Consider the following 21,419-nt stretch of genomic DNA (forward strand, 5'->3'; position numbering starts at 1 on the left):
GTCCGAGCGCCCGCCCGGCTTCCCGGCGGCCTGCCCGCCGCCCCCGTCAGCGGTTCTCGCCCGGCACCCACAGCACGTCGCCGCGCTCCGCGTTCGCGGTCCTCGCCAGGATGAACAGCAGGTCCGACAGGCGGTTGAGGTACTTCGCCGTCAGCGGGTTCATCACCTCGCCGAACTCCTCCAGCGCCGTCCAGGTCGACCGCTCCGCCCGCCGCACCACCGTGCAGGCCTGGTGCAGCAGTGCCGCGCCGGGCGTACCGCCGGGCAGGATGAAACTGCGCAGCTTCTCCAGCGGCTCCAGGAACCGGTCGCAGTCCGCCTCCAGCTTGTCGATGTAGCCCTGCTCGACCCGCAGCGGCGGGTACTTCGGGTCCGGCACCACCGGCGTCGCCAGGTCCGCGCCGACGTCGAACAGGTCGTTCTGCACCCGGGTCAGCACCGCCGAGACCTCCGCCGGCAGACCGCCCAGCGCCTGTGCCACCCCGATCGCGGCGTTGGCCTCGTTGGCGTCGGCGTACGCCGCGATCCGCGAATCGGTCTTCGGTGCCCGGCTCATGTCGCCCAGGGCGGTACTGCCGTCGTCGCCGGTACGGGTGTAGATACGCGTCAGATTGACCATGCGGTGACTCTAGCTAGCGCCCGCCCGCCGCAGGCCACGCTGTGCGGCGCGTCACCGTTCCGGACCCCATCCGGCGTGCCGCCGGGCCCGGTTGGGGGACGGCCGCGGCACCGGTGCGGCGAAGAACACACCGTGACCCCGGCCTCTTAGTGCTGCGCGGCGCGGTGTCACACCGTTAAGGTCCGGCACACAACGTCAAAGAGGGTCAACACAACGAGGTGTCTGCCGTGGCGAAGAAGCTCGCCGTCATCGGTGCCGGACTGATGGGTTCCGGTATCGCCCAGGTCTCCGCGCAGGCGGGGTACGAGGTGGTGCTGCGCGACCTGACCGACGAGGCGCTGACCCGGGGCAAGGACGGGATCCGGGCCTCGTTCGACCGGTTCGTGGCCAAGGGCAGACTGGCGGCCGCCGACGCCGGGGCCGCGCTGGACCGCATCACCACCACCACCGACCTGGACGCCGTGGCGGACGCCGACATCGTGGTCGAGGCGGTCTTCGAGAAGATCGAGATCAAGCAGGACATCTTCCGCGCGCTGGACGCGATCGCCAAGGACGGCGCGGTGCTGGCGTCCAACACCTCCGCCATCCCGATCACCAAGATCGCCGCGGTCACCGGGCGCCCGGAGTCGGTGGTCGGCACGCACTTCTTCTCACCGGTGCCGATGATGGGCCTGTGCGAGCTGGTGCGCGGCTACAAGACCAGCGACGAGACGCTGGCCGCCGCGCGGGCCTACGCCGAGGAGATCGGCAAGACCTGCATCGTCGTCAACCGTGACGTGGCCGGCTTCGTCACCACCCGGCTGATCTCCGCCCTGGTGGTGGAGGCGGTCAAGCTCTACGAGTCCGGGGTGGCCTCCGCCGAGGACATCGACACCGCCTGCAAGCTGGGCTTCGGCCACGCCATGGGCCCGCTGGCCACCACCGACCTGACCGGCGTCGACATCCTGCTGCACGCCACCGGCAACATCTACACCGAGTCGCAGGACGAGAAGTTCGCGCCGCCGGAGCTGATGCGGCGCATGGTCGACGCGGGCGACATCGGCCGCAAGAGCGGCCAGGGCTTCTACCCGTACTGACCCGGGCCGCGTCGCGCAACGGTCTCCCTCACGGGTCCGGGGCACGGGTCCGCGTCACGGGTCCGGGGCACGGTTCACGCACCGGGGTGACGGCCGGTCCGCCGGTTCGCCGGTTCGCCGGTCCGGTGGTGCGCCGAGCCGCGGCGCGTACCGTGCGGCGGTCCGGGGCGGGCGCTCCGCACCCGTCCGCGGGCTGACCGCCCGTCACCGGGGTGTGCGGGACCGGCCGGAGCCCGCCGCGCGGGGCACCGCGGCGCGCGACTGGCGCACCGGAGTGACCGGACCGCACGTCGTATCAGCCCATGGGGTGAATTCGGCAGCGGTTCGCTCACGGACGGCGACCCCGGGGTGCGACGGGTCGTCAGTTGCGTGAACACTAAGAGCGACCGAACCGGTCCGGCGGCGGACGGCAGCCGCCGCAGGACCCGGCCGGCCCGTGCGGACACCGGACGGAAGAACCGTTACGGCGCCACCGCGCGGGACCGTCCGCGCCGCAGACGCCCACGCCGACCGTTCGCCGCCACCGCCACCGCCACCGCCACCGGGGAGACCCGACCATCTTGGGAGTACCGATGCATATCAGGGGCGACCACGCCCAGCTCGCCGTCGGGGGCCGCCTCGACGTCCGGAGCGCGGCGGACGCCCGTGCGGTGCTGCACACCGCTGTCGACTCCGGCCACGGGGACCTGGTGCTCGACCTGACCGACCTGGAGTCCTGGGACGCCACCGGGCTCGGGGTGATCATGGGGGCGCACCGCCGGGCCGGCCGGGCCGGCCGCCGCCTCGTGCTGCGCGGGGTGCCGCCGCAGATGCAGCGGCTCCTGGTCGCCACGAGGTTGCACCGCATCCTCACCATCGAGGAGAACCCGCCCGCCGCCCCGGTCGCCGCCGCCGTCGCCGAGGGCACCCGCGCGGAGTAACCCTGCCGGGGGCGCCGGTGAGGTGCTTATGGGGTGAGGCGGACAGGGGGCGGTGCGCCTGTGCGGCGAGGCGGGCATGGTGGCCGGGGCGCCGGTGGGGCGGCAACGTTGCCGGGCGCCGGCGGGGCGGCAACGTGACCGGGCGCCGGTGGGGCGGCGGCAACGTGACCGGGCGCCGGTGAGGTGGCGGCGCGGTGAGCCCGGCGACGCGGCCGGGCGCCGGCGACGCGGTGCGGCGTCAACGCGGCGACGCCGCCCGGCCGTACCGTGCCCCACCCCGCAACGCGCCCGGCGTCGGCGGCCCGAGGGACCCGCTCGTCCGTCCCGGGGCCGTCCCGGGGCCGTCGCCGGCGGCGGCCGACCGTCCGTCAGCGGGCCGACGCGGCCCCCGCGCGGGGGGGACGACCGGGTGTGAAGGGCGCATCCCGGGCGGTGGGCGGCCCCGGGTTTCCGTCGGTAGTGTGTGAAGGTTTAGGGTTTGCCTCCTGGCGTGTCTCCCCGGCACGCCTTGCAGGCATGTACAAGGCATGAAGGGGAGCCGGACCGCCGTCGGCGGGCCACGCGGGCTTCCGATCCGATGACGACATCCCACCGGTTCCCGTACGCCGGCGCACACAGGGGCGGAGACGATGGATTCACAGCACCGCGGACCGGAGGACGGCGAGGAGACCGGCCCCGCGCCGGCCGCCGGCAGACCGGGCGGCGACCGGGCGGAGCGCGACCTCGCGCCGCCGTCCCGAGCGGCCGGCGGCGTCGTGCCCCGGCCGTCCGCCGCGGCCGTCGTCGTGCCGCCGCACGGCACCGCCGTCCCGGTGCCCAGCGCGCCGCGCGACCCCGGACCCCGCGGTGCCTCCCGCGTCACCCAGATCGTGGCCGGCGACTACCTGGTCACCGTCAACCCGGTCGACGGCAGCGAGGTCACCGGCGCGCCGCGCGACCGCGTTCCGTCCGTCCGCCGCCGTACCGCCGCCGAACGCGCCGACCGGGCCCGCGCCGCCCGCCCCGCGCCGGTCGCAGTCACCGCCGCGCTGCCGCTGCTGGAACGCGCCGACGAGAGCGACCGCCTGGTGCGGCTGCTGTCCCGCGGCCGCTCGGTCCGCCTCACCGGCCCGTCGGGGTCCGGCCGCACCGTGCTGCTCAACGCCGTCGCCGACCGCTGCGCCGACCTGGCCCCCGACGGGGTGATCCGGCTGTCCGGCCACCACCGCACCCCGGCCGACCTGCGGCAGGAGCTGTACGCGGCGGTCCACCACGCCGACGGCTACCGGCCGGTCGGCGCGCGGCTCGCCGAGGGCACCGGATCGGTCGGCGCCATCGTGGTGCTGGACGACGTCGAGTTCGGCGGCGCCGCGCTGGACGAGCTGCTGGCCTCGGCGGCCGACTGCGCCTTCCTGATCGCCGCCACCCCCCGGGTGCCCGCGCCGTCCGCCGGCTCGGCCATCGAGGAGGTCTTCCTCTCCGGTCTGTCGAAGACCGCCTGCGCCAAGCTGCTGGCCCGCGCTGCCGAACGCGAACTGTCGAAGGAGGAGTCCTCCTGGGCCGCCGACCTGTGGTTCGCCTCCGAGGGGCTGCCGCTGCGGTTCGTCCAGGCCGGCGCCCTGCTGCGGCAGCGGGCCGGCGGGCTGTCGCGGGCGGTGGCGGAGTCGCTGTCGTTCGACAAGACCGCGCCCGCCGTGCCGAAGGACGCCGCGCCGCGCACCGCCGCGACCGGTCCGCTGCCGTCGCTGGCGCAGAGCGCGGCCCCCGCGCGGCTGCTGGCGGGCCGGCTCAGCCGCAACGGGCGCGAGGCGCTGCGGATCGCGGTGGCGCTGGGCGGCGAGTGCGTGCACCAGTCGCACCTGCCCGCGCTGATCGGCGCCGAACAGGCCGACACCGCGCTGGCCGAGCTGATCGCCTGCGGCCTGGCCACCCCGGTCGCCGGCCACTACCGGCTGGCGGCGGGCGTGCTGGAGCAGCTCGACGGCACCGAGGAGACCGACGGCCACGCGCTGACCGCCGCCCGGCACTACGTCTGGTGGGCCGCCCACCCGTCGGTCCCCGCGACCCGGGTGGCCGCCGAGGCGGACGCGATCCTGGCCGCCGCGGCCGCCTGCCGCGACAGCGGCGAGCACGAGGCCGCGGTGCGGCTGGCCCGCGCCGCGGCGCCGGAGTTCGCCGCCGCGCTGTACTGGTCGGCGTGGGAGCGCGCGCTGCGCACCGGCCAGGAGGCCGCCCGGCTGGCCGGTGAGGTGGGCGAGGAGGCCTACTTCCACCACGAACTGGGCGTCCTGGCGCTGTGCGGCGGCAACCTCGACCGTGCCCGCACCGAGCTGGAGGCCTCGATCGCCATGCGCGGCGCGCTCGGCGACCGGCAGGGCAGCCTGGTCGGCCGGCGCACCCTCGCCCTGGTCAACGACCGGGCCGGCACCACCCCGCCGGTGGCGCTGCCCGCCGGCCCCGGTCCCGCCAAGGCCCTGCAATCGGGCCGCCCTTCGGCCGCCCGCACCGCGCCCACCACCGCCGTCGTCCCGGCGGGCCGCCCGGCGCACGCCGTCCAGCGCCCGGCGCACGCCCTGCCGCCCGGCGCGGTCCCGGTGCCGAGCGCGATGCCCGCGGTGGACCACCCGGGCGCCGGCCGCCGCAAGCACCGCGGCCGGCGTGCTGTCGTCCAGTCGCGCCGCAACCTCGCCGCGGCCGGTGCCGGCGCGGTGATCGCCGCCGTGCTGGGCACCGTCGTCACGCTCGGCGCGACCTCCGCCAGCCGTCCGTCCGGGTCCGCCGACGGCAAGCCGGGCGGGACCGTCGCGCAGAACGACGACCCCGGCGTGCCCGCCGACCAGCCCACCGAGGCCAGCAGCACCTCCCGGCCGCCGTCCGCGCCGGACTCGCCCACCGCGCCGTCCGCCTCCACGTCGGCCGCGGCACCGTCCACGACCCCGTCGCCGGGCGCCACCCCGTCCACCGCGCCGACCACTCCCGGCAGCACGACGAGCCCGCCGAAGGGCGGTGGTTCGCCCAGCACGTCGACGTCGCCGACGCCGTCCGCGCCGCCCACCACCGCGCCGCCGACCTCGCCCCCGCCGACCACCCCGCCGCCGACGTCGCCGCCGCCCACCACGCCCCCGTCCTCGCCGCCGCCGTCCTCCCCGGCCCCGACACAGCCCACCAACAGCCAGTCGGCGTCCGCGACCCCGACCAGCCCGTCCGCGTCGGCCCCGGCCCCGGTGTCGTAGGACGCGGGTCTTCGCGGCACGAACTCCGCCGTTCGGCCCCCCGGTTCCGCGTTCCGCGCGGGACGGGGGAGCCGGGCGGCGCTTTCGTCAGGGGCGCGTCGGTCGCGGCTGTCGGCGGCGGTCGACGTCACGGGCCGGGCGGTTCGCCGACCCGCCGTCAGGCTGCTGCGGCCGAGCGGCAAGCCCCGGTCCGGCCGCGCCGGCACCCCTTGCCGACGGCTTCGGCCCCGGCGACACCGGCCGCCGCGGTCGGCTTCCGGCCAGCCGGCCGACCCCACCGGCGCCCACCCACCGCGTACCGCCGCCCGCCCGCCGCCGGGCGCCACGACAACCCCCGTCGCGGCGCCCGCCGGTGTCCGTCCCGCGCCGCAGCGGTGCCCGGGGGGACGGCGGAGTCAGAACCCGGCGCGGTCCTCGCTGCGCGCGTCCGCGCCGACCGCGTACCGCTCGTAGAGGCCGGAGCGGGCCGTGCGGCGCCAGGGCCGGGCGAACGCGGTCGCGGGGTCCTGGGGGTCGTGGCCGACGTCGGCGACCACGAACGCGGCGGCGCCGCCGGACGGACACCGGGCCGCCCAGGTGCCGGCCGGGGTCACGATCCCGGCCGTCGCGGCGTCGGCGCCCGGCCGGGCGGGGACCGCGAAGCCGGCCCAGAACCCGTTGACCGCCGCGTGCGCCTGCGTCTCCAGGGCGAACGCCCCGTCGTCGCCGGGCGCGCCGCCCGTGGTGGAGAACAGCACGCAGTCCACGTCGAGGCTCTCGTACTCGGCGAAGATCTCCGGGAAGTGGCACTCCATGCCGAGCGCGCAGCCGAACCGCACGCCGTCCACCGCGAACGTCACGGGGGCGACGCCCGGGGCGTACATGAAGGAGATCTTCGTGTTCGACAGCATGCGTTCGTCGTACCGGGTCACCACCGTGCCGCGGTCCGAGATCACGTACATGCTGTTGTGCGGGCGGTGCGGCGGGGTCAGCCGGTGCGTGGAGCCCAGCACCGTCCACAGCCGCAGCTCCCGTGCGAGGTCAGCGATGGCGGTCAGTTCGCCGCGCAGCACGTCCCAGGCGAACCGGTCCCAGTCGGCCGGCCCCACCACCTGCGGCCCGGCGGCGGACATCACCCGTTTGCCCGGGAAGCAGGTGGCGCCCTCGGTGAACTGCGCGACCCGTGCCCCGGCCCGGGCGGCCTCCCGCATCAGCCGGCGCACCTCCCGCCCGGCGGCCCGCAGCGCGTCCTGGTCGCGCGGGTCCTGCCCGACCGCGGTCTGCGCCACGGCCAGGCGTACGCGTTTCGTCCCCGGCATCACGTCTCCCGAAGGATTCGGTCGCACGTGCCGGAGGGCGGTGGTGTAGGACTCGCCCGTCTTCGCGGCCCGGGCTCGCACCCGCCGCTTGAGGTTCCTGTTGGCTGTCATCCGGTCTCCCACGCCCCGGACGGAGATCCCCCAGCGACCACGTACGGGACGGTCGGACCACGACAGCGACCTGAGACGGTGAGTCCCTTTGCCTCCGCGAAGGGCCGTGCTGGGGACGGCCGGGGGAGGTGCGGCGCAGGCCACGCCGCGACCATCGTCCCGGCGCGGCCCGGCGGAGTCAAGCAGCCCGGCGCGGCCCCGGCGGCGGCCGTCGCGACAACCGCCCGAACACCCGTCGGGGCGGCCGCGTTCGCCGTCCCGCGCAGGAGGAGCCGGCCCAACGACCGTCAGAACAGCCGCAGTTTGTCGTCCTCGATGCCGCGCAGCGCGTCGTAGTCCAGCACGGCGCAGCCGATGCCGCGGTCGGTGGCCAGGACGCGGGCCTGCGGTTTGATCTCCTGGGCGGCGAAGATGCCCTTGACCGGCGCGAGGTGCGGGTCGCGGTTGAGCAGGTCGAGGTAGCGGGTCAGCTGCTCGACGCCGTCGATGTCGCCGCGCCGCTTGATCTCCACCGCGATCGTGCCGCCGTTCGCGTCACGGCACAGGATGTCGACCGGCCCGATGGCCGTGGGGTACTCGCGCCGGATCAGCGTCCAGCCCGCGCCGAGGGTCTCGATGCGGTCGGCGAGCAGTTCCTGAAGGTGTGCCTCGACACCGTCCTTGATCAGGCCGGGGTCGACGCCGAGTTCGTGCGAGGAGTCGTGCAGCATCTCCTCGATGGTGATGATCAGTTTTTCGCCGCCCTTGTTGATCACCGTCCACACACCGTCGGCGCTCTCCTTGAGTGTGCACGGTGGCGACATCCAGTTGAGCGGTTTGTAGGCACGGTCGTCCGCATGGATCGACACACTGCCGTCGGCCTTGATGAGCAGGAGTCGCGGGGCCGAGGGCAGGTGGGCGGTGAGCCGCCCGGCGTAGTCCACGGAGCAGCGAGCAATGACGAGACGCACGATCGGCAACGCTACCGGCAACCGGGCCCGTCGCGCGATCCGGGCCGCCGCAGCCAACGGTCAAGTGCCGATAGGTCCGTCAAATCACTCTCAAAGCAGGTCAGTTGAGTTTGGCCGGTTGTGACCGCAACCTCCTGGTGCCTGCGCAGCCGTACACCTACGGTGGGTGGCGGAGTCCGTCGGGACGCGTTGGTCGTGCCGACGGTCCGCTCCACCGTCCGTCAGGCCCCGGGCGTCCTGGCGCGGGGTCGCGAGAGGAGAACCCATGTCGCTCGACGTCTCACCGGCCCTGTTGGAACAGGCCGAGCGAGGCGAGGTCGACGAAGCCGCATTCGTCGACTGCGTCCGGACCTCCCTGCCCTATGCGTGGGAGATGATCAGCTCACTGGTGGCCCAGCTCAAGGTGGACGGGGGCGCCTTCGCCGACAACCAGACCCCGCCGCCTGACGAGCAGGCGCGGGGGCAGTTGCTCCGGGCGCTCGCCAGTGACGCCATCCGCGGCGTGCTGCAACGGCACTTCGGGGTCCGGCTGGCGTTCCAGAACTGCCACCGGGTCGCCGTCTTCCCGCTGGAGGGGCTGGACGAGCTGACGTACCAGCGCTTCACCTCGGTCCGCGGTCAACTGCTCAACCAGTCGCCGCTGCTGCGCGACTGCTGACCGCGACCCCCCGGGCCGGCCGCCTGCCCGGACCGCCCCGCGCCCCACCACACCGCCGCCGACCGTCCGCACCGTCCCACCGCCGCGCCGGCCCCGAGCCACCACGACGCCGCCCCAAGCGGCGACCACGGCACCGTCCGACAGCGACCGCCGAAGCGGCGACCACCGCACCGCCCGACGGCGCCCCCGAGCCGCGGTACCGAACCGCACCGCGCCGAACGGCGCCGCACCGCACCACCCACCACCCGTGCTCCCGCCGCCGGCCGGAGCGTGTCCCGCCGGACACGTCAGGCCAGCAGCGGGAGCACGTCCGCGCCCAGCCGGGCCACGCACGCCTCGGTCTCGGCGAGGTCGCCGCTGCCCTCCGCCAGCAGGGCGAAGCGCCGGATGCCGGTGCGTTCCGCGGTCGCGGTCAGCCGGCGCGCGCACAACGCCGGCGAGCCGACCGGGTGCAGCGAGCAGAGCAGTTCGGTGTACGCCTCGGCGTCCCGCATCGGCCGCCGCCGGCCGTCCACCGGGACGTGCGCCGCCAGCCCCTGCCGCAGCCAGCCCGGCATGGACTTGCCCAGCGTGTGGCGTGCCTCGTCGTCCCGGTCGGCGATCTGCACCACCCCGGCGGCCACGTGGCAGGCCGCCACCGAACTCACCCTTTCGGGTGAATGTCCGGCGGCCAGCGCGGTCGTCCGCCACAACGCGGCCAGCTCCGCCTTCACCCCGTCGTCGCAGTGCATCCCCAGCAGCATCGGCAGCGCCCGCCGGGCCGCCAGCCGTACGCCGGTGTGCGACGTGCAGGCGACCAGCACCGGCGGGCCGTCCGGCGCCCCGAACGGGTCGGGCCGCGGCACCACCGGCACCTCGCGGAACCGGTACCGCGGCCCGTCCGCGCCCACCCGCGGCTCGCGCAGCCAGCGCAGCAGCAGGTCCAGCGCCTCCGGGAACCCCTCCTCGTACGCCGTCAGCCCGCCGCCGAAGACCTCCAGGTCCTGCCACGGGCCGCCGCGCCCCACGCCGAGGGTGAAGCGGCCGCCGCCGGTCAGGTGCAGCAGCGCCGCCTGCTCGCCGAGCGCCACCGGATGCGCCGTCGGCAGCACGCTGACCGCGGTGCCCACCGTGATCCGCCGGGTCCGCCCCAGCAGCAGCGCGGCCAGCGTCACCGCCGACGGGCACACGCCGTACGGCATGAAGTGGTGCTCCGCCAGCCACACCGCGTCCAGCCCGGCCGCCTCGGCCGCCTCCGCGCTGCGCACCGTGCGCCGCAACGCCTCCGCGTGCCCCTGGCCCGGGAACTGCGCCGAGAGCGCGAAGACCCCCAGCCGCACCGGCTCCCGCATGTCCTCACCCCTGCCGTACCGTCCGCCGCCCGGAAGGCCCCGGGGTGCGGAGACCGCTCACCGTGTTCAACGCCCGACCCCTGCCGAGGGCACGCCGGACCCCCGGATTTCTCAGACCAGGTGATCTTCAGACGTAATGACTGGACGGTTCGGCGCCGCCCCGGGGCGCGGTCCGGGGCCGGTCGTACGGCCGGCCGGGGGTTGGCCGACCGCGCCGCGTGCCGCGTACGCTGGACAGCGCCCAGCCTCGACCCCCGCCCGTGAGGTTCCCGTGTCCCCACGCCGCAACCGCCCTCACCGGGCGGCGACTTCACCGGAACGGAACGACGACGACCGGCACGGCCTGGAGCGCTCCGAGACCTGGCAGGACGAGGAGTGGGTCATGCGCCCGGTGGCCGGCAGCGCCGGCAAGACGTACCGGTGCCCCGGCTGCGACCAGGAGATCCCGCCCGGCGTCGGCCACGTGGTCGCCTGGCCCGAGCACCACGGCGTCAACGACCGCCGCCACTGGCACCGCGCCTGCTGGAACGCGCGGGACCGCCGCGCACCTCGCACGCAGCGGTCCCGTAACGCCCCGAGGTACTGACGGCCCCCGCTACACGTCCCGCTTGTCGAGCACCGCGTACGCGCCGCCGAGGGCGACCGCGGTGACCGCCAGGAGGATCCATAGAGGGTCCCAGCCCTGGGGACCGGTGGACATGAACGCATTGTCGTACAGCGTGGCGATGCCGTTCGGCACGCAGTACTCGATGAGGGCGTTGCGGACCGGTTCCAGGCTGTTGCCGGCCATGAACAGCGCGAGGATCAGCGGCAGGAGCACCAGGCCCAGCATCGTGGTGATCGCGCCGGCCGAGTGCCGCAGCATGGTGCCGACAGCCAGCGACAGCAGCCCGAGCAGCGCCACGTAGAGGCCGATGCCGACGGTGGCGCGCAGCCACTGGTCGGTGGTCGGCGCCAGCATCCCGCCCAGGGCCTGCCCGTGCCCGCAGGAGACCTGCTGCGCGCCCGGCGTGGCGCACATCGGCGGGGCCGGAACGGCGCCGGCGCCGTTCCCGCCGGTGAGCAGCGCGGAGTCGGCGAGCGCGACGACCGCGGCGGCCACCGTCGTCGTCACGAACGCCACCGCGCAGAAGACCAGCGCCTTCGCCGTCAGCATCCGCGACCGCGACGGGCACGCGGTCAGCGTGGTGCGCATCATGCCGGTGCCGTACTCCGAGGTCACCACCAGCACGCCGAGCGTGATGACGCACAACGAGCCCAGCAGCACGCCGAAGAACCCGGCGGACAGCGCGGGTTGCGGGGACAGGTCACTGGTGCCGCTCATCACACCGGCGACCAGCAGACCGATGCCGATCACCAGCACGAGCAGGACGCCCAGCGTCCACATCGTCGAACGCACCGTGCGGATCTTGGTCCACTCCGAGCGCAGCGCGTTGCCGAGCCCGGTGGGGGTCACCGGGATCGGCGAGGTGTAGCCGCCGGGGCCCGCGCCGTCCGGCCAGGGGGCGGTCGGTGCCTGGTAAGGGGTCGTCATCTCACGCGTCCTCGGCGTCGGTCGGCTTTTCGGCGGTCGGCCGCGCCCCGGCGGCAGCCGCCGGCGCCCCGGGCGCCTCCGGCCGCGGCGGGGTCTGCGGTGGCGTCTGCGTCTGCGGGTCGGCGGCCTGCGCCGGTACGGCGGCGACCTGCTGCGCTGCCGGCGGTGACACCGGCTGCGGCGGCATGGCGGCGACCGGCTGCGGCGCGGGCTGCTGCGCGGGCTGCGGCACCGCGTACGGGTTCGGGGCCGGGTTCGGGGCCGGGTTCGGGGCGGCGTACGGGTTGTGCGCCGGGGCCGGCGGGCCGGCGTACGGGTTCGGCGGGGCGAACGGGGCACCGGCCGGTACCGGCCCGCCCCCCGCGACGGGCGCGCCGCCGTACGGCTGCGGCTGCGCCGGGCCGCCGCGCGGGTCCTGCGTGGAGCGGTAGTCCACCGCGCCCTGCGTCAGGCGCATGTACGCCTCCTCCAGCGACGCGCTGTGCGGCGACAGCTCCCACAGCCGGACGTCCGCGGCGTGCGCGATGTCGCTGATCCGGGGGAGTTCCAGGCCGGTGACCCGCAGCGCGCCGTCCGGACCGCCGGCGACCTGGCCGCCCGCCTCGCCGAGCGCCGCGGTCAGCTTCTGCGCGGCGCCGTCCTCGGCCGGGGTGCGGACCAGGGCGTAGGCGGTGGAGTTGCGCGCGATGAACTCCCGCACGCTCAGGTCCGCCATCAGCTGGCCGCGCCCGATGACGATGAGGTGGTCGGCGGTCAGCGCCATCTCGCTCATCAGGTGGCTGGAGACGAAGACCGTGCGGCCCTCGGAGGCCAGGCCCCGCATGAGGTTGCGCACCCAGTGGATGCCCTCGGGGTCCAGGCCGTTGACCGGCTCGTCGAACAGCAGCACCTGCGGGTCGCCCAGCAGCGCGGCGGCGATACCGAGCCGCTGGCCCATGCCGAGGGAGAAGTTCTTCGACCGCTTCCCGGCCACCTCCCGCAGCCCCACCATGCCGAGCACGTCGTCGACCCGGCGGGCCGGCACCCCGGCCAGCTGCGCCAGGCACATCAGGTGCTGCCGCGCGCTGCGCCCGCCGTGCACCGCCTTGGCGTCCAGCAGCGCGCCCACGTGCCGCGGCGCGTTCGGCAGCTGGCGGTACGGCCGGCCGCTGACCGTCACCTCGCCGGCCGACGGCGTGTCCAGGCCGAGGATCATCCGCATCGTCGTCGACTTGCCGGAACCGTTCGGCCCCAGGAAACCGGTCACGACTCCGGGGCGCACCTGGAACGACAAGTCGTGCACGGCGGTCTTGTCCCCGTAGTGCTTCGTGAGGCCACGTGCCTCGATCATGCTCCGCCTCTCGGAATGGCCGGTGAATGGCTGGGGCAGCGCGCCCCCGTAAGGCATAGGAGGCTACCGGCGCCGGCATGGTTCCCGCCGAACGGCTCCGGCCCCACCGGTGGCGTAACGTCACTGCTGACCCGGCGTCAGTTGCCGGTCCCGGCGGGCGGCGGCACCGCGCCCCGCCCCGGCCGCCCCGGCGTCAGCTCCGCGTCATCAGCTCCGGCTGGCGCAGCAGCCAGCCGTCCGCCGTGAAGGCGCGGGCGGCGGCCGTGCGCACCGCGGGGTCGGCGGCGGCCCGGGTCACCCAGGCGCGCGGGTCGGGGCCGAGCAGGTCGCGCAACCGGGCGGAGCGGGCGAGCAGGTCGCGCAGCAGGTCGCGCTGGCCGGTGGCGGGCAGCGGGACGCCGTCCGGGGCGAGGACCCCGTGCCGGTTGACGTACAGGTCGCACCACGGTGGCACGGTGCCGTCCGGCAGCGTGACGGGGAAGTCGGCGGCGGGCAGCCGCACCCGCCGGTAGTTCGGCTCGGTGGCGTCCACCACCGCCAGCTGCTCCGCGTCCAGCCAGGTCACCACCACCCGGGCGGTCCCCGGCCCGGCGTACGGCGCGGCGCCCACGTAACCCGACGCGCTGACGTGGGCCGACACCCCGACGCCCAGCCCCTCGACGGTGGCCGGCACCATCGGCACGACCACCGCGACCCCGGCCGACAGCAGCTTGTGCCGGGTCTGGCCGGGCGAGGCGTTCGACCCCACCGCCAGCACCGGCACCCGCTCCCCGGTGCCGGGCCGCCCGTCGCCGGCCAGCAGGGCGTCCAGCGCGGTGCCGTCGGCGGCCGTCCAGCGGCCCACCGCGGCGGGTCCGCCGTCCGGCGGGCGCAGCGCCAGCAACTGGTCGCCGCGCAGCAGCGCCGGCCACGGCACCGGGCGGCCCGGATAGCTCAGCGGATCCAGCAACGGCACGCCGTCCAGCCCGAGCGCGGCCAGCCCGGTCACCGCCTTACCGCTGTCCGCGTCCCGATACCGGCCGCGGGCGCTGTCGCTCGCCCGGGCACCGCGGTCGTTGCCGCCCCGCTGACCGCTCCCGGGTCCGGCACCGCCGCCCCGCTCACCGCCCGCGCCCCCGGACCCCGCGCCCCCGGACCCCGCGCCCCCGGACCCCGCCGGCCCGTCACCGTCCCGGTCGGCGGCTGCCGTCACGCGTCCCTCCGCTTGACCATGACGTAGCCGCCGAGCAGGGCCGCGGCGACCCAGGCGGCCATGATGGCCAGGCCGGTCCACGGTCCGTAGGGGCGGCCGCCGCCGTCGCCGATCACCATCATGATCCGCTGTCCCGCCTGGTCGGGCAGGTAGCGGGCGACCTTCTGGGTGGCGGAGACGTTGTTGAGGATGTTGGAGATCAGGAAGAAGAACGGCATCAGGATCGCCAGCGACAGCAGCGGCCCGCGCAGCATCGCCGCACACCCCATGGCGAACATCGCGATCAGCGTCAGGTACAGCGCGCCGCCGAACACCGCCCGCAGCACGCCCGGGTCGCCGAGGTCCGCGCCGTGGTCGCCGAGCGCCGCCTGGCCGACGAAGAACGTGACGAACGAGGTGACCATGCCGACCACGAACACCAGGGCGGTGGCCACCGCGATCTTGGCGAACAGGAACATCCCGCGCTGCGGCACCGCGGCCAGCGAGGTACGGATCATCCCGGTGCTGTACTCGTTGGAGACCACCAGCACCCCGAAGACGATCATCAGCAGCTGACCGAGGCCCATCCCGGCGAAGCTGACGTACGTCGGGTCGAACGTGACCTGGTCGCCGGGGGACATGCTGTGGAAGTTGCGCGCCGACAGCCAGGAGATGAGCAGGCCCAGGCCCACGGTGATGACCACCGCCAGGCCCAGCGTCCACCCGGTGGAACGCACCGACCGCACCTTGGTCCACTCCGACCGCATGACCGCCGGTGCCGTAGCCATCGTCATCGCGTCCCCCCGCCGTCCGCACCGGAACCACCGCTGTCGCCGCTGCCGCCGCCCGCACCGGGACCACCGCTGCCGCTGCCGGAACCCCCGCGCGTCCGGCCGCCGGCGCGCCACTGCGCGCCCCACGCCTGCTCCGCGGCCGGCGGCGGTGGTGGCGGCGCGCCGTCGGCGTGGGGCGGTGCGGCGGCGCCCGGGGCGCCGTCCAGCGAGTGGTACTCCACCGTGCCGGCCGTCAGCTGCATGAACGCCTCCTCCAGCGAGGCGTGCTGCGGGCTCAGTTCGTGCAGCGTGACCCGTTCGCGGGCCGCCAGGTCGCCCAGCACGGCCGCCTCGGTGCCGTCGACCTCGAAACTGCCGTCGGCGGCGGTCCGCGCGGTGATCCCGGCCGCCGCCAGCACGTCGCGCAGCCGTTCCGGCATCGGGGTGCGCAGCCGTACGAACGACCGGGAGTTGTCCGCGATGAACCGGGCCATCGAGGTGTCCGCCAGCAGTTTGCCCTGGCCGATGACGACCAGGTGCTCGGCGGTCAGCGCCATCTCGCTCATCAGGTGGCTGGAGACGAAGACCGTGCGGCCCTCGGCGGCCAGCGACTTCATCAGGTTGCGGATCCAGTGGATGCCCTCCGGGTCGAGCCCGTTGACCGGCTCGTCGAACATCAGGATGCGCGGATCGCCCAGCAGCGCGGCGGCGATGCCCAGCCGCTGGCCCATGCCGAGCGAGAAGCCCTTCGGCCGCTTGCGGGCCACCGACGCCAGCCCCACGGCCTCCAGCACCTCGCCCACCCGGGAGGTGGGGATGCGGTTGGACTGCGCCAGGCTCAGCAGGTGGTGGTACGCGGTCCGGCCGCCGTGCACCGCCTTGGCGTCCAGCAGCGCGCCGATGTCCTTCAGCGGTTCGCGCAGCCGCCCGTAGTGCTGCCCGTCGATCGTCACCCGGCCGGCCGTCGGGTGGTCCAGACCCAGCATCATCCGCATCGTGGTGGACTTCCCCGAGCCGTTGGGGCCGAGGAAGCCGGTGACGATACCGGGCCGCACGGTGAACGTGAGGTCGTCCACCGCCACCTTGTCGCCGAAACGTTTGGTCAGCCCCTGGAGCTCGATCACACCGTTCACGCTAGGCGACTACCCCATCCCGCGCACGGCAAGGCCCCCCACTCGTGGAGACGTGGGGGGCCTTGGCGTGCGGTCGTGCCGGGCCGGTGATCCGGCGGGGCGTCAGCGGCTCTGCTGGGCCGGGACGCCGCGCGAGATCGGCTCGTCGTCGGTGTTGCCGACGGCCGCCACCGCGGCACCGGTCAGCGTGGCCAGCATCTCGCGGACGTTGGTCAGCTGCGCGTTGATGCTGTCGCGGCGGTTGGTGAGCGCCGCCAGCTCGCGCTCGGACTCGCTGCGGATCCGGTCGGCCTTGGCGTTCGCGTCGGCGACGATGTCCTCGGCCTGGCGCTGGGCGGTCTCCACCGTCTGGCGGGCGCGGCGCTCGGCGTCGGTGCGCAGCTTCTCCGCCTCCAGACGCAGCTGCTCGGCGCGGTGCTCGATCTCCGCCAGGCGCTTTTCCGCCTTGGCCTGACGCGACGCCAGGTCGCGCTCGGACTGCTCGCGGCGCTTGGCCAGGTTGGTCTCGAAGTCCGCGGCGGCCTGGGCGGCCTTGGCGCGGGTCTCCTCGAAGAGGGCGTCCGCCTCCTCACGCTTGGCGGCCGCGTCCTTGTTGGCGTCCGAACGCAGCTGGGTCGCCTCGCCCTTGGCCTTGTCGACGATCCGCGCGCCCTCGTCCTCGGCCTTCGCCTTGCGCTCGGCGGCGAACGACTCGGCGTCGGCGCGGACCTGGTTGGCGGCTCCCTCGGCCAGCTCACGGTGCTGCTCGGAGGCGCGGCGGGCCTCCTCGCGCAGGTCCTTCGCCTCCTCCTCGGCCAGCCGCAGGATCTTCTCGACGCGGGCGCCGAGACCTGCGTAGGACGGCTCGGCGTCGTTGATCGCCGCCTGGGCGTTCTGCGTTTCGAGGTGCAGTTCCTCGATGCGCTTCTCCAGCGCGGTGATCCGCGCGAGAGCGCTGTCACGGTCGGCGACGAGCTTGGTGATGCGGTCGTCCACCTGGCCGCGGTCGTAACCACGCCGCACGAGCTCGAAGCCGAAGGGGGATGAGGTGTCGCTCATGGGGTTCCTGTCAATTCAGGGCGGTGAGGTGATAGGGGGAATCCTAGGCGGGCGGACGGTGAGTCATCGAGTCAATGTCCGTTACATCTGAAGATTGTCAACTCAATCGGGTGGTGCGTCTTCGGATCGCTTGCCACTCGTACGAGTGGTTCCCGCTCCGGCGCCCGCCTTCACCCCACCCGGTCCGTCCCGGCGGTCTCCTGACTTCTTACCACCGATGCCACCCGACGGGTCAAACGATTCGAGTGCTTCCAACACGTCCTGTACGCGGGAGATTTCGGCGTTGATGTCCTCGCGACGGCGCTTGAGGACGTCGAGTTCACGACGCGCCTCGTCCACGACACGCTTGGCTTCCGCCCGCGCCTCGCCCACCACCCGATCCGCTGTCCGGTCCGCTTCGGCCTTCCGCTGACCGGCCTCCTTCAGGAGACCCTCGGCCTTCTTCACGGCGGAGATACGGATCTTGTCCGCCTCCGTCGAGGCGTCGGACCGCGACGTGGCGGCCGCCTTCTCGGCATCGGCGACCATCTTACGCGCCTTCTCCTCCGCCTCCCGCAGTTGCTCGGTGGCGGCGGCCACCAACTTGTCACAGCGTTCGCCCGCGGTCTTCATCGCCTCCGCGGACTCCTTACGGGCCCGCTCGTGCAACGCCTCGATCTCCCCCTCGACCCGCGCCCGCAGCTCCTCGCTGCGCTCCCGGGTCGACGTGGCGTCCGCCCGCGCCTCCGACAGCATCGTGTCGGCGTCGGAACGGGACTTCTCCACCAGGGAATTGGCCTGATTGCGTGCGTCCTCCACCAGCCGGTCCGCCTCGGACCTGGCCGCCGCGACCATCGCGTCCGCCTGCTCCTCGGCCGCCGTCGCGCTGCGGGTCGCCTCGGCCCGGGCCTCGCCGGTCAGCCGGTCCGCCGCGGCCTGCGCCTCGGTGGTGATCCGGTCCGCCTCGGAGACCGCCTCGCCGATCAGCTCGTCGGCCTGCTGCGCGGCCTCGGCCCGCCGGCGGTTCGCCGTCTCGCGCGCCTCGTCCAGCGCCACCTGCGCCTCGGCCGCCAGCCGGTCCGCCTCGGTGACCGCGCCGGCCAGCAGCTCGTCCGCCTGCTGCGCCGCCTCCGAGCGCCGCCGGTCGGCCTCCAGCCGCGCCTTGTCCAGCGCCTCCTGCGCCTTGGTGGCGATCCGGTCCGCCTCGGTGGTGACCCCGGCCAGCAGCTCGTCGGCCTGCTGCGCGGCCTCCGCCCGCTTGCGGTTGGCCTCCTCGCGGGCCTCCTCCCGGGTCCGGCCCGCCTCGTCGGTGGCCGCCGTGGTGATCCGGTCCACCTCCGCGCGGGCCGCCTCCGCCTGCTCACGCGCCGCGGTGCGGATCTGCTCGGCCTCACCGGTCAGCCGGGACGCCTCGGCCGAGGCCATCGCCACCCGGCTCTCGGAGTCCACCGCCAGCCGCTCCGCCTCGGCCACCGCGCCGGCCAGCAGCTCGTCGGCCTGCTGCGCGGCCTCGGTGCGCCGGCGGTTGGCCTCCTCGCGCACCTCGTCGCGCAACCGGTCGGACTCGGCGATCGCGTCCGCCATGGTCCGTTCCGCCAGCGCCTTGGCCAGCTCGGACTCCTCCGCCGCCGCCTCGCGCACCCGGGCGGCGTCCGCGTGGGCGCGCTCCCGGTCGGCGTTGGCGTCCTCGTGCAGCCGGTCGGCCGCCTCGCGCGCCTCGGTCCGCAACCGGGTCGCCGCGTGCTCGGCCGCCGACCGCAGAGCGGCGATCTCCTCCTCGGCCTGCGCGCGCATCCCGGCGACCGCGTCCCGCACCTGCTGCGCGCTCTGCTCGGCCGCCGCCACCAGCTCCGCCGCCCGGCCCTCCGCCTCGGCGACCAGCCGGTCCGCCTCGACCCCGGCCTCCTCGACCCGGCGGCGGGCCGACGCCAGCAACTCCTCGCTCTGCTCGCGGGCCTGACCGCGTTCCTGCTCTGCCTCCCGGCGGGCGCCGTCCAGCAGCTCCTGCGCCTCGCGGCGGCGGCGGGCCGCCTCGTCGCGCGCCGACGCCAGCGCCTCGGCCGCCTCCGTCCCGGTGCGCTCCGCCGCGGCCGTCGCCTCGGCCCGCAACCGGTCCGCGGTCTCGCGCGCCTCGGTGCGCCACTGCTCCGCCTCGGCCGCCGCCTCCTCGCGCAGCCGGCCCGCGACCGCCTCGCCCTCGGCCCGGGCCGCCGACGCGTCGGCCGCCGCCAGACCGCGCAGCCGCTCCGCCTCGCTGTCCGCCTCCGACAGCAGCGAACGCAGCCGCTCGGCCGCCTCCGCCCGGATGCGTTCCGCCTCCTCGGCGGCCTCCCGGCGCAGCCCGGCCGCCTCGTCGCCGGCCGCCCGCAGCGCCTCGTCGGCCTCCGACAGCTTGCGGCTCAGCTCGCTGCGCTGCCGGTCGAGGTCCTCGCGGGCCTCCTCGCGCAACTGCCGGCCGGCCTGCTCGCCCTCCTCGCGGGCGGCACGGGCCTCCTCGCCGGCCTGCTCGCGGGCGGCCGCCACCTCGGCCTCCACCTCGGCCCGCAGCGCAGCCGCCTCGGTCCGCGCCTGCTCCAGCGCCTCCTCGGCCTGCCGGCGCAGCGTCGCCGCCCGCTCGGTGGCCTCGGTGCGCACCCGGTCGGCCTCGGTGCCGGCGCCCTGCCGCACCTCGTCGGCGTCCGAGCGGGCCTTGGTCAGCAGCTCCTCGGCGGTGGAGGCCGCCTCCTCGATCTGCTGCAACGCCTCGCGCCGCGCCTCGCCGCGGATCCGCTCGCCCTCGGCGACCGCCTCGGCGCGCAGCTGCTCCGCCTCGCCGCGCAGCCGGCGGGCCTCCTCCTGGAGCTCGACCGTGCGGGCCCGGTACTCCTTGGTGTCGTCCTTGGCCGCGCCCTTGAGCTGCTCGGCCGCGTCCTCCGCCTGGGCGCGCAGCCGCTCGACCTCGGCCTCGGCCTCCTTGCGGATCCGCTCGGCCTCCTCGGCCGCGGCCTTCGTCGCCGTCCGGGCGTCTTGCGACGCCTTGGCCAGCACCTCTTCCGCGCTGCGCGCCGCCTTCGCCAGCTGCGCCGCCGCGTCCTCGGCCGCCGCGCTGCGGGCCGCCTCCTGCGCCTCCGCCAGCAGCCGGTCGGCCGCCGCACGGGTGTCGTCGCGCTGCTGCTCGGCGTCGGCCCGGATCGCCTCGGCCTCCTTGGTCGCCTCGGCGACCAGCCGGGCGATCTCGGTGCGCGCGGTCCTGGTGCGCTGCTCGGCGGACGACTCCGCGTCCGACAGCAGCTTGGCCGCGGTCTTCTCCGCCTCCGCGCTCAGCTTGTCGGCCTCGGCGCGGGCCTGCCGCAGCGCGGTGTCCGCCTCCGCCATCGCCGACTCCGCGGTACGGGCCAGCTCGGCGGCCTCGCGGCGGGTGTCCTCCGACTCCGAACGCGAGGCGCTGCGCAGGCTCTCGGCGTGGTCGGTGGCCTCCTGGGCCTGGTTGGACGCCGCGGTCAGCAGCCGCTCGGCGTCGGTGCGCGCCCGCCGCAGGATCGCCTCGGCCTCGGCGCGGGCCTCGGCGGCGGCCGACTCCAGCCGCTCGCGGGCCTGTTCGGCGACCCGGGCGGCCTCGGCGCGGGCCGCGGACAGCGCCGCCTCGGACTCCGCCCGCGACTCGTCCATCAAACGGCGGGCCTGCGCCTCGCTGCGGGCCCTGAGCTGCTCGGCCCACGAGACGTTCTCGTTGACGTGCGTCTCGACGGTGGCCCGGCGCTCCGACAGCTCCTCGTCCAGCCGCCGGCGCCGGGCGACCGCCTCGGCGTGCCACTCCGACTCCAGCTGGGACTGGCGCTCGGCCTGCTCCTGGAGCAGCCGCTGGGTGCTGGCCCGCGTCTCGCGCAGCTCGCGCTCGGCGTCGGCGCGCAACTGGTCGGCCTGCAACTGCGCGTTGCGCAGCAGCTGCTCGGCCTGGGCGCTGAGGTTGTCGTAGCCGCGCGGCTGGGCAAGCTGGCGCCGCGCCTCGTGCAACTTGGCGCGCAACACCTCGACCTGGTAGCCGAGATCGTCTGCGTGGTCGACAGCCTTTTCCCGCTCGGTCCGCAGCCGCTCCATCTCGGCTTCGAACTGAGAGAGGTGGTCGTCAGCCTCGTAGCGGTCGTAGCCCCGCACTCCGCGGTCCCATCCGTCTCCTGGACTGCTCACCCGCCAACCGGGTGAGCCCTCCGGTGAACATAGCCATTCCGGGGAATGGTGTCAGATTTTCACCGCAGTCCGGGCCGTCCCCCCGGACCCTGGGAGACACAGTACCGGGGAGGGCGGGG

General features: G+C 75.4%; 16 protein-coding genes. 5 read left to right on the plus strand and 11 right to left on the minus strand.

The window, feature by feature from the left end:
• Positions 1-46: 46 nt before the first annotated feature.
• On the minus strand, positions 47-619 hold the full coding sequence (locus POF43_RS08185) for a cob(I)yrinic acid a,c-diamide adenosyltransferase (RefSeq protein WP_271314003.1): 573 nt from the start codon (positions 617-619) through the stop codon (positions 47-49).
• A 227-nt stretch (positions 620-846) separates the two neighbouring features.
• Here POF43_RS08185 and POF43_RS08190 point away from each other — a divergent pair, with 227 nt between their 5' ends.
• From POF43_RS08190 to POF43_RS08200, 3 genes are all read left to right on the plus strand, one after another.
• Positions 847-1,695 carry a 3-hydroxyacyl-CoA dehydrogenase family protein gene (locus tag POF43_RS08190; protein ID WP_271314004.1) on the plus strand — a complete coding sequence of 283 codons (849 nt, stop codon included), beginning with the start codon at positions 847-849 and terminating at the stop codon, positions 1,693-1,695.
• A 572-nt stretch (positions 1,696-2,267) separates the two neighbouring features.
• A complete protein-coding gene (locus tag POF43_RS08195) occupies positions 2,268-2,615 on the plus strand; it encodes an STAS domain-containing protein (protein ID WP_282704481.1) in 348 nt (115 codons plus the stop codon).
• Positions 2,616-3,244: 629 nt separating this feature from the next.
• Positions 3,245-5,827 carry an ATP-binding protein gene (locus tag POF43_RS08200; RefSeq protein ID WP_282704482.1) on the plus strand — a complete coding sequence of 861 codons (2,583 nt, stop codon included), beginning with the start codon at positions 3,245-3,247 and terminating at the stop codon, positions 5,825-5,827.
• 395 nt (positions 5,828-6,222) lie between these two features.
• On the opposite strand, the gene POF43_RS08205 is transcribed toward POF43_RS08200, so the two are convergent.
• Together POF43_RS08205 and nucS are read right to left on the minus strand one after the other, a co-directional pair.
• The gene (locus POF43_RS08205; protein ID WP_271324824.1) at positions 6,223-7,236 is read right to left on the minus strand and encodes a carbon-nitrogen hydrolase family protein; all 1,014 of its coding nucleotides are present in this window, start codon (positions 7,234-7,236) and stop codon (positions 6,223-6,225) included.
• Positions 7,237-7,523: 287 nt separating this feature from the next.
• A complete protein-coding gene (gene nucS / locus POF43_RS08210) occupies positions 7,524-8,186 on the minus strand; it encodes an endonuclease NucS (RefSeq protein WP_271324825.1) in 663 nt (220 codons plus the stop codon).
• 265 nt (positions 8,187-8,451) lie between these two features.
• Here nucS and POF43_RS08215 point away from each other — a divergent pair, with 265 nt between their 5' ends.
• A complete protein-coding gene (locus POF43_RS08215; RefSeq protein WP_271313694.1) occupies positions 8,452-8,844 on the plus strand; it encodes an SCO5389 family protein in 393 nt (130 codons plus the stop codon).
• A gap of 287 nt (positions 8,845-9,131) precedes the next feature.
• On the opposite strand, the gene POF43_RS08220 is transcribed toward POF43_RS08215, so the two are convergent.
• Positions 9,132-10,163, minus strand: a complete 1,032-nt coding sequence (locus tag POF43_RS08220; RefSeq protein WP_271324827.1) for an LLM class flavin-dependent oxidoreductase — start codon at positions 10,161-10,163, stop codon at positions 9,132-9,134.
• Between the two features lie 283 nt (positions 10,164-10,446).
• Here POF43_RS08220 and POF43_RS08225 point away from each other — a divergent pair, with 283 nt between their 5' ends.
• A complete protein-coding gene (locus tag POF43_RS08225; RefSeq protein WP_271313695.1) occupies positions 10,447-10,761 on the plus strand; it encodes an Rv1322 family protein in 315 nt (104 codons plus the stop codon).
• Positions 10,762-10,770: 9 nt separating this feature from the next.
• Here the strand turns inward: POF43_RS08225 and POF43_RS08230 are convergent, their stop codons facing one another.
• The 7 genes from POF43_RS08230 to scy form a co-directional block, all read right to left on the minus strand.
• A complete protein-coding gene (locus POF43_RS08230; protein WP_271324826.1) occupies positions 10,771-11,709 on the minus strand; it encodes an ABC transporter permease in 939 nt (312 codons plus the stop codon).
• Between the two features lies 1 nt (position 11,710).
• Positions 11,711-13,039, minus strand: coding sequence for an ABC transporter ATP-binding protein (locus tag POF43_RS08235; RefSeq protein WP_282704483.1), 1,329 nt, complete (start codon positions 13,037-13,039; stop codon positions 11,711-11,713).
• Between the two features lie 193 nt (positions 13,040-13,232).
• Positions 13,233-14,027 (minus strand): hypothetical protein, encoded by a 795-nt coding sequence (locus POF43_RS08240; protein ID WP_282704484.1) that lies wholly within the window; start codon positions 14,025-14,027, stop codon positions 13,233-13,235.
• Positions 14,028-14,227: 200 nt separating this feature from the next.
• Positions 14,228-14,998 (minus strand): ABC transporter permease, encoded by a 771-nt coding sequence (locus tag POF43_RS08245; RefSeq protein WP_372515900.1) that lies wholly within the window; start codon positions 14,996-14,998, stop codon positions 14,228-14,230.
• Between the two features lie 2 nt (positions 14,999-15,000).
• The gene (locus POF43_RS08250; protein ID WP_271323156.1) at positions 15,001-16,107 is read right to left on the minus strand and encodes an ABC transporter ATP-binding protein; all 1,107 of its coding nucleotides are present in this window, start codon (positions 16,105-16,107) and stop codon (positions 15,001-15,003) included.
• Between the two features lie 111 nt (positions 16,108-16,218).
• The gene (locus tag POF43_RS08255) at positions 16,219-17,154 is read right to left on the minus strand and encodes a coiled-coil domain-containing protein (RefSeq protein ID WP_271313701.1); all 936 of its coding nucleotides are present in this window, start codon (positions 17,152-17,154) and stop codon (positions 16,219-16,221) included.
• 102 nt (positions 17,155-17,256) lie between these two features.
• A complete protein-coding gene (scy, locus tag POF43_RS08260) occupies positions 17,257-21,267 on the minus strand; it encodes a polarized growth protein Scy (protein ID WP_271323158.1) in 4,011 nt (1,336 codons plus the stop codon).
• Positions 21,268-21,419 lie beyond the last annotated feature (152 nt).

This window comes from Streptantibioticus silvisoli, assembly GCF_027947535.2.
Taxonomy (GTDB): Bacteria; Actinomycetota; Actinomycetes; order Streptomycetales; family Streptomycetaceae; genus Streptantibioticus_C; species Streptantibioticus_C silvisoli.

Excerpts from the sequence above, each read along its gene's own strand:
- POF43_RS08255 (WP_271313701.1), bottom strand. The coding sequence starts at position 17,154 with ATGAGCGACACCTCATCCCCCTTCGGCTTCGAGCTCGTGCGGCGTGGT.
- POF43_RS08215 (WP_271313694.1), top strand. The coding sequence starts at position 8,452 with ATGTCGCTCGACGTCTCACCGGCCCTGTTGGAACAGGCCGAGCGAGGC.
- POF43_RS08195 (WP_282704481.1), top strand. The coding sequence starts at position 2,268 with ATGCATATCAGGGGCGACCACGCCCAGCTCGCCGTCGGGGGCCGCCTC.
- POF43_RS08235 (WP_282704483.1), bottom strand. The coding sequence starts at position 13,039 with ATGATCGAGGCACGTGGCCTCACGAAGCACTACGGGGACAAGACCGCC.
- POF43_RS08185 (WP_271314003.1), bottom strand. The coding sequence starts at position 619 with ATGGTCAATCTGACGCGTATCTACACCCGTACCGGCGACGACGGCAGT.
- POF43_RS08205 (WP_271324824.1), bottom strand. The coding sequence starts at position 7,236 with ATGACAGCCAACAGGAACCTCAAGCGGCGGGTGCGAGCCCGGGCCGCG.
- POF43_RS08230 (WP_271324826.1), bottom strand. The coding sequence starts at position 11,709 with ATGACGACCCCTTACCAGGCACCGACCGCCCCCTGGCCGGACGGCGCG.
- POF43_RS08245 (WP_372515900.1), bottom strand. The coding sequence starts at position 14,998 with ATGGCTACGGCACCGGCGGTCATGCGGTCGGAGTGGACCAAGGTGCGG.
- POF43_RS08200 (WP_282704482.1), top strand. The coding sequence starts at position 3,245 with ATGGATTCACAGCACCGCGGACCGGAGGACGGCGAGGAGACCGGCCCC.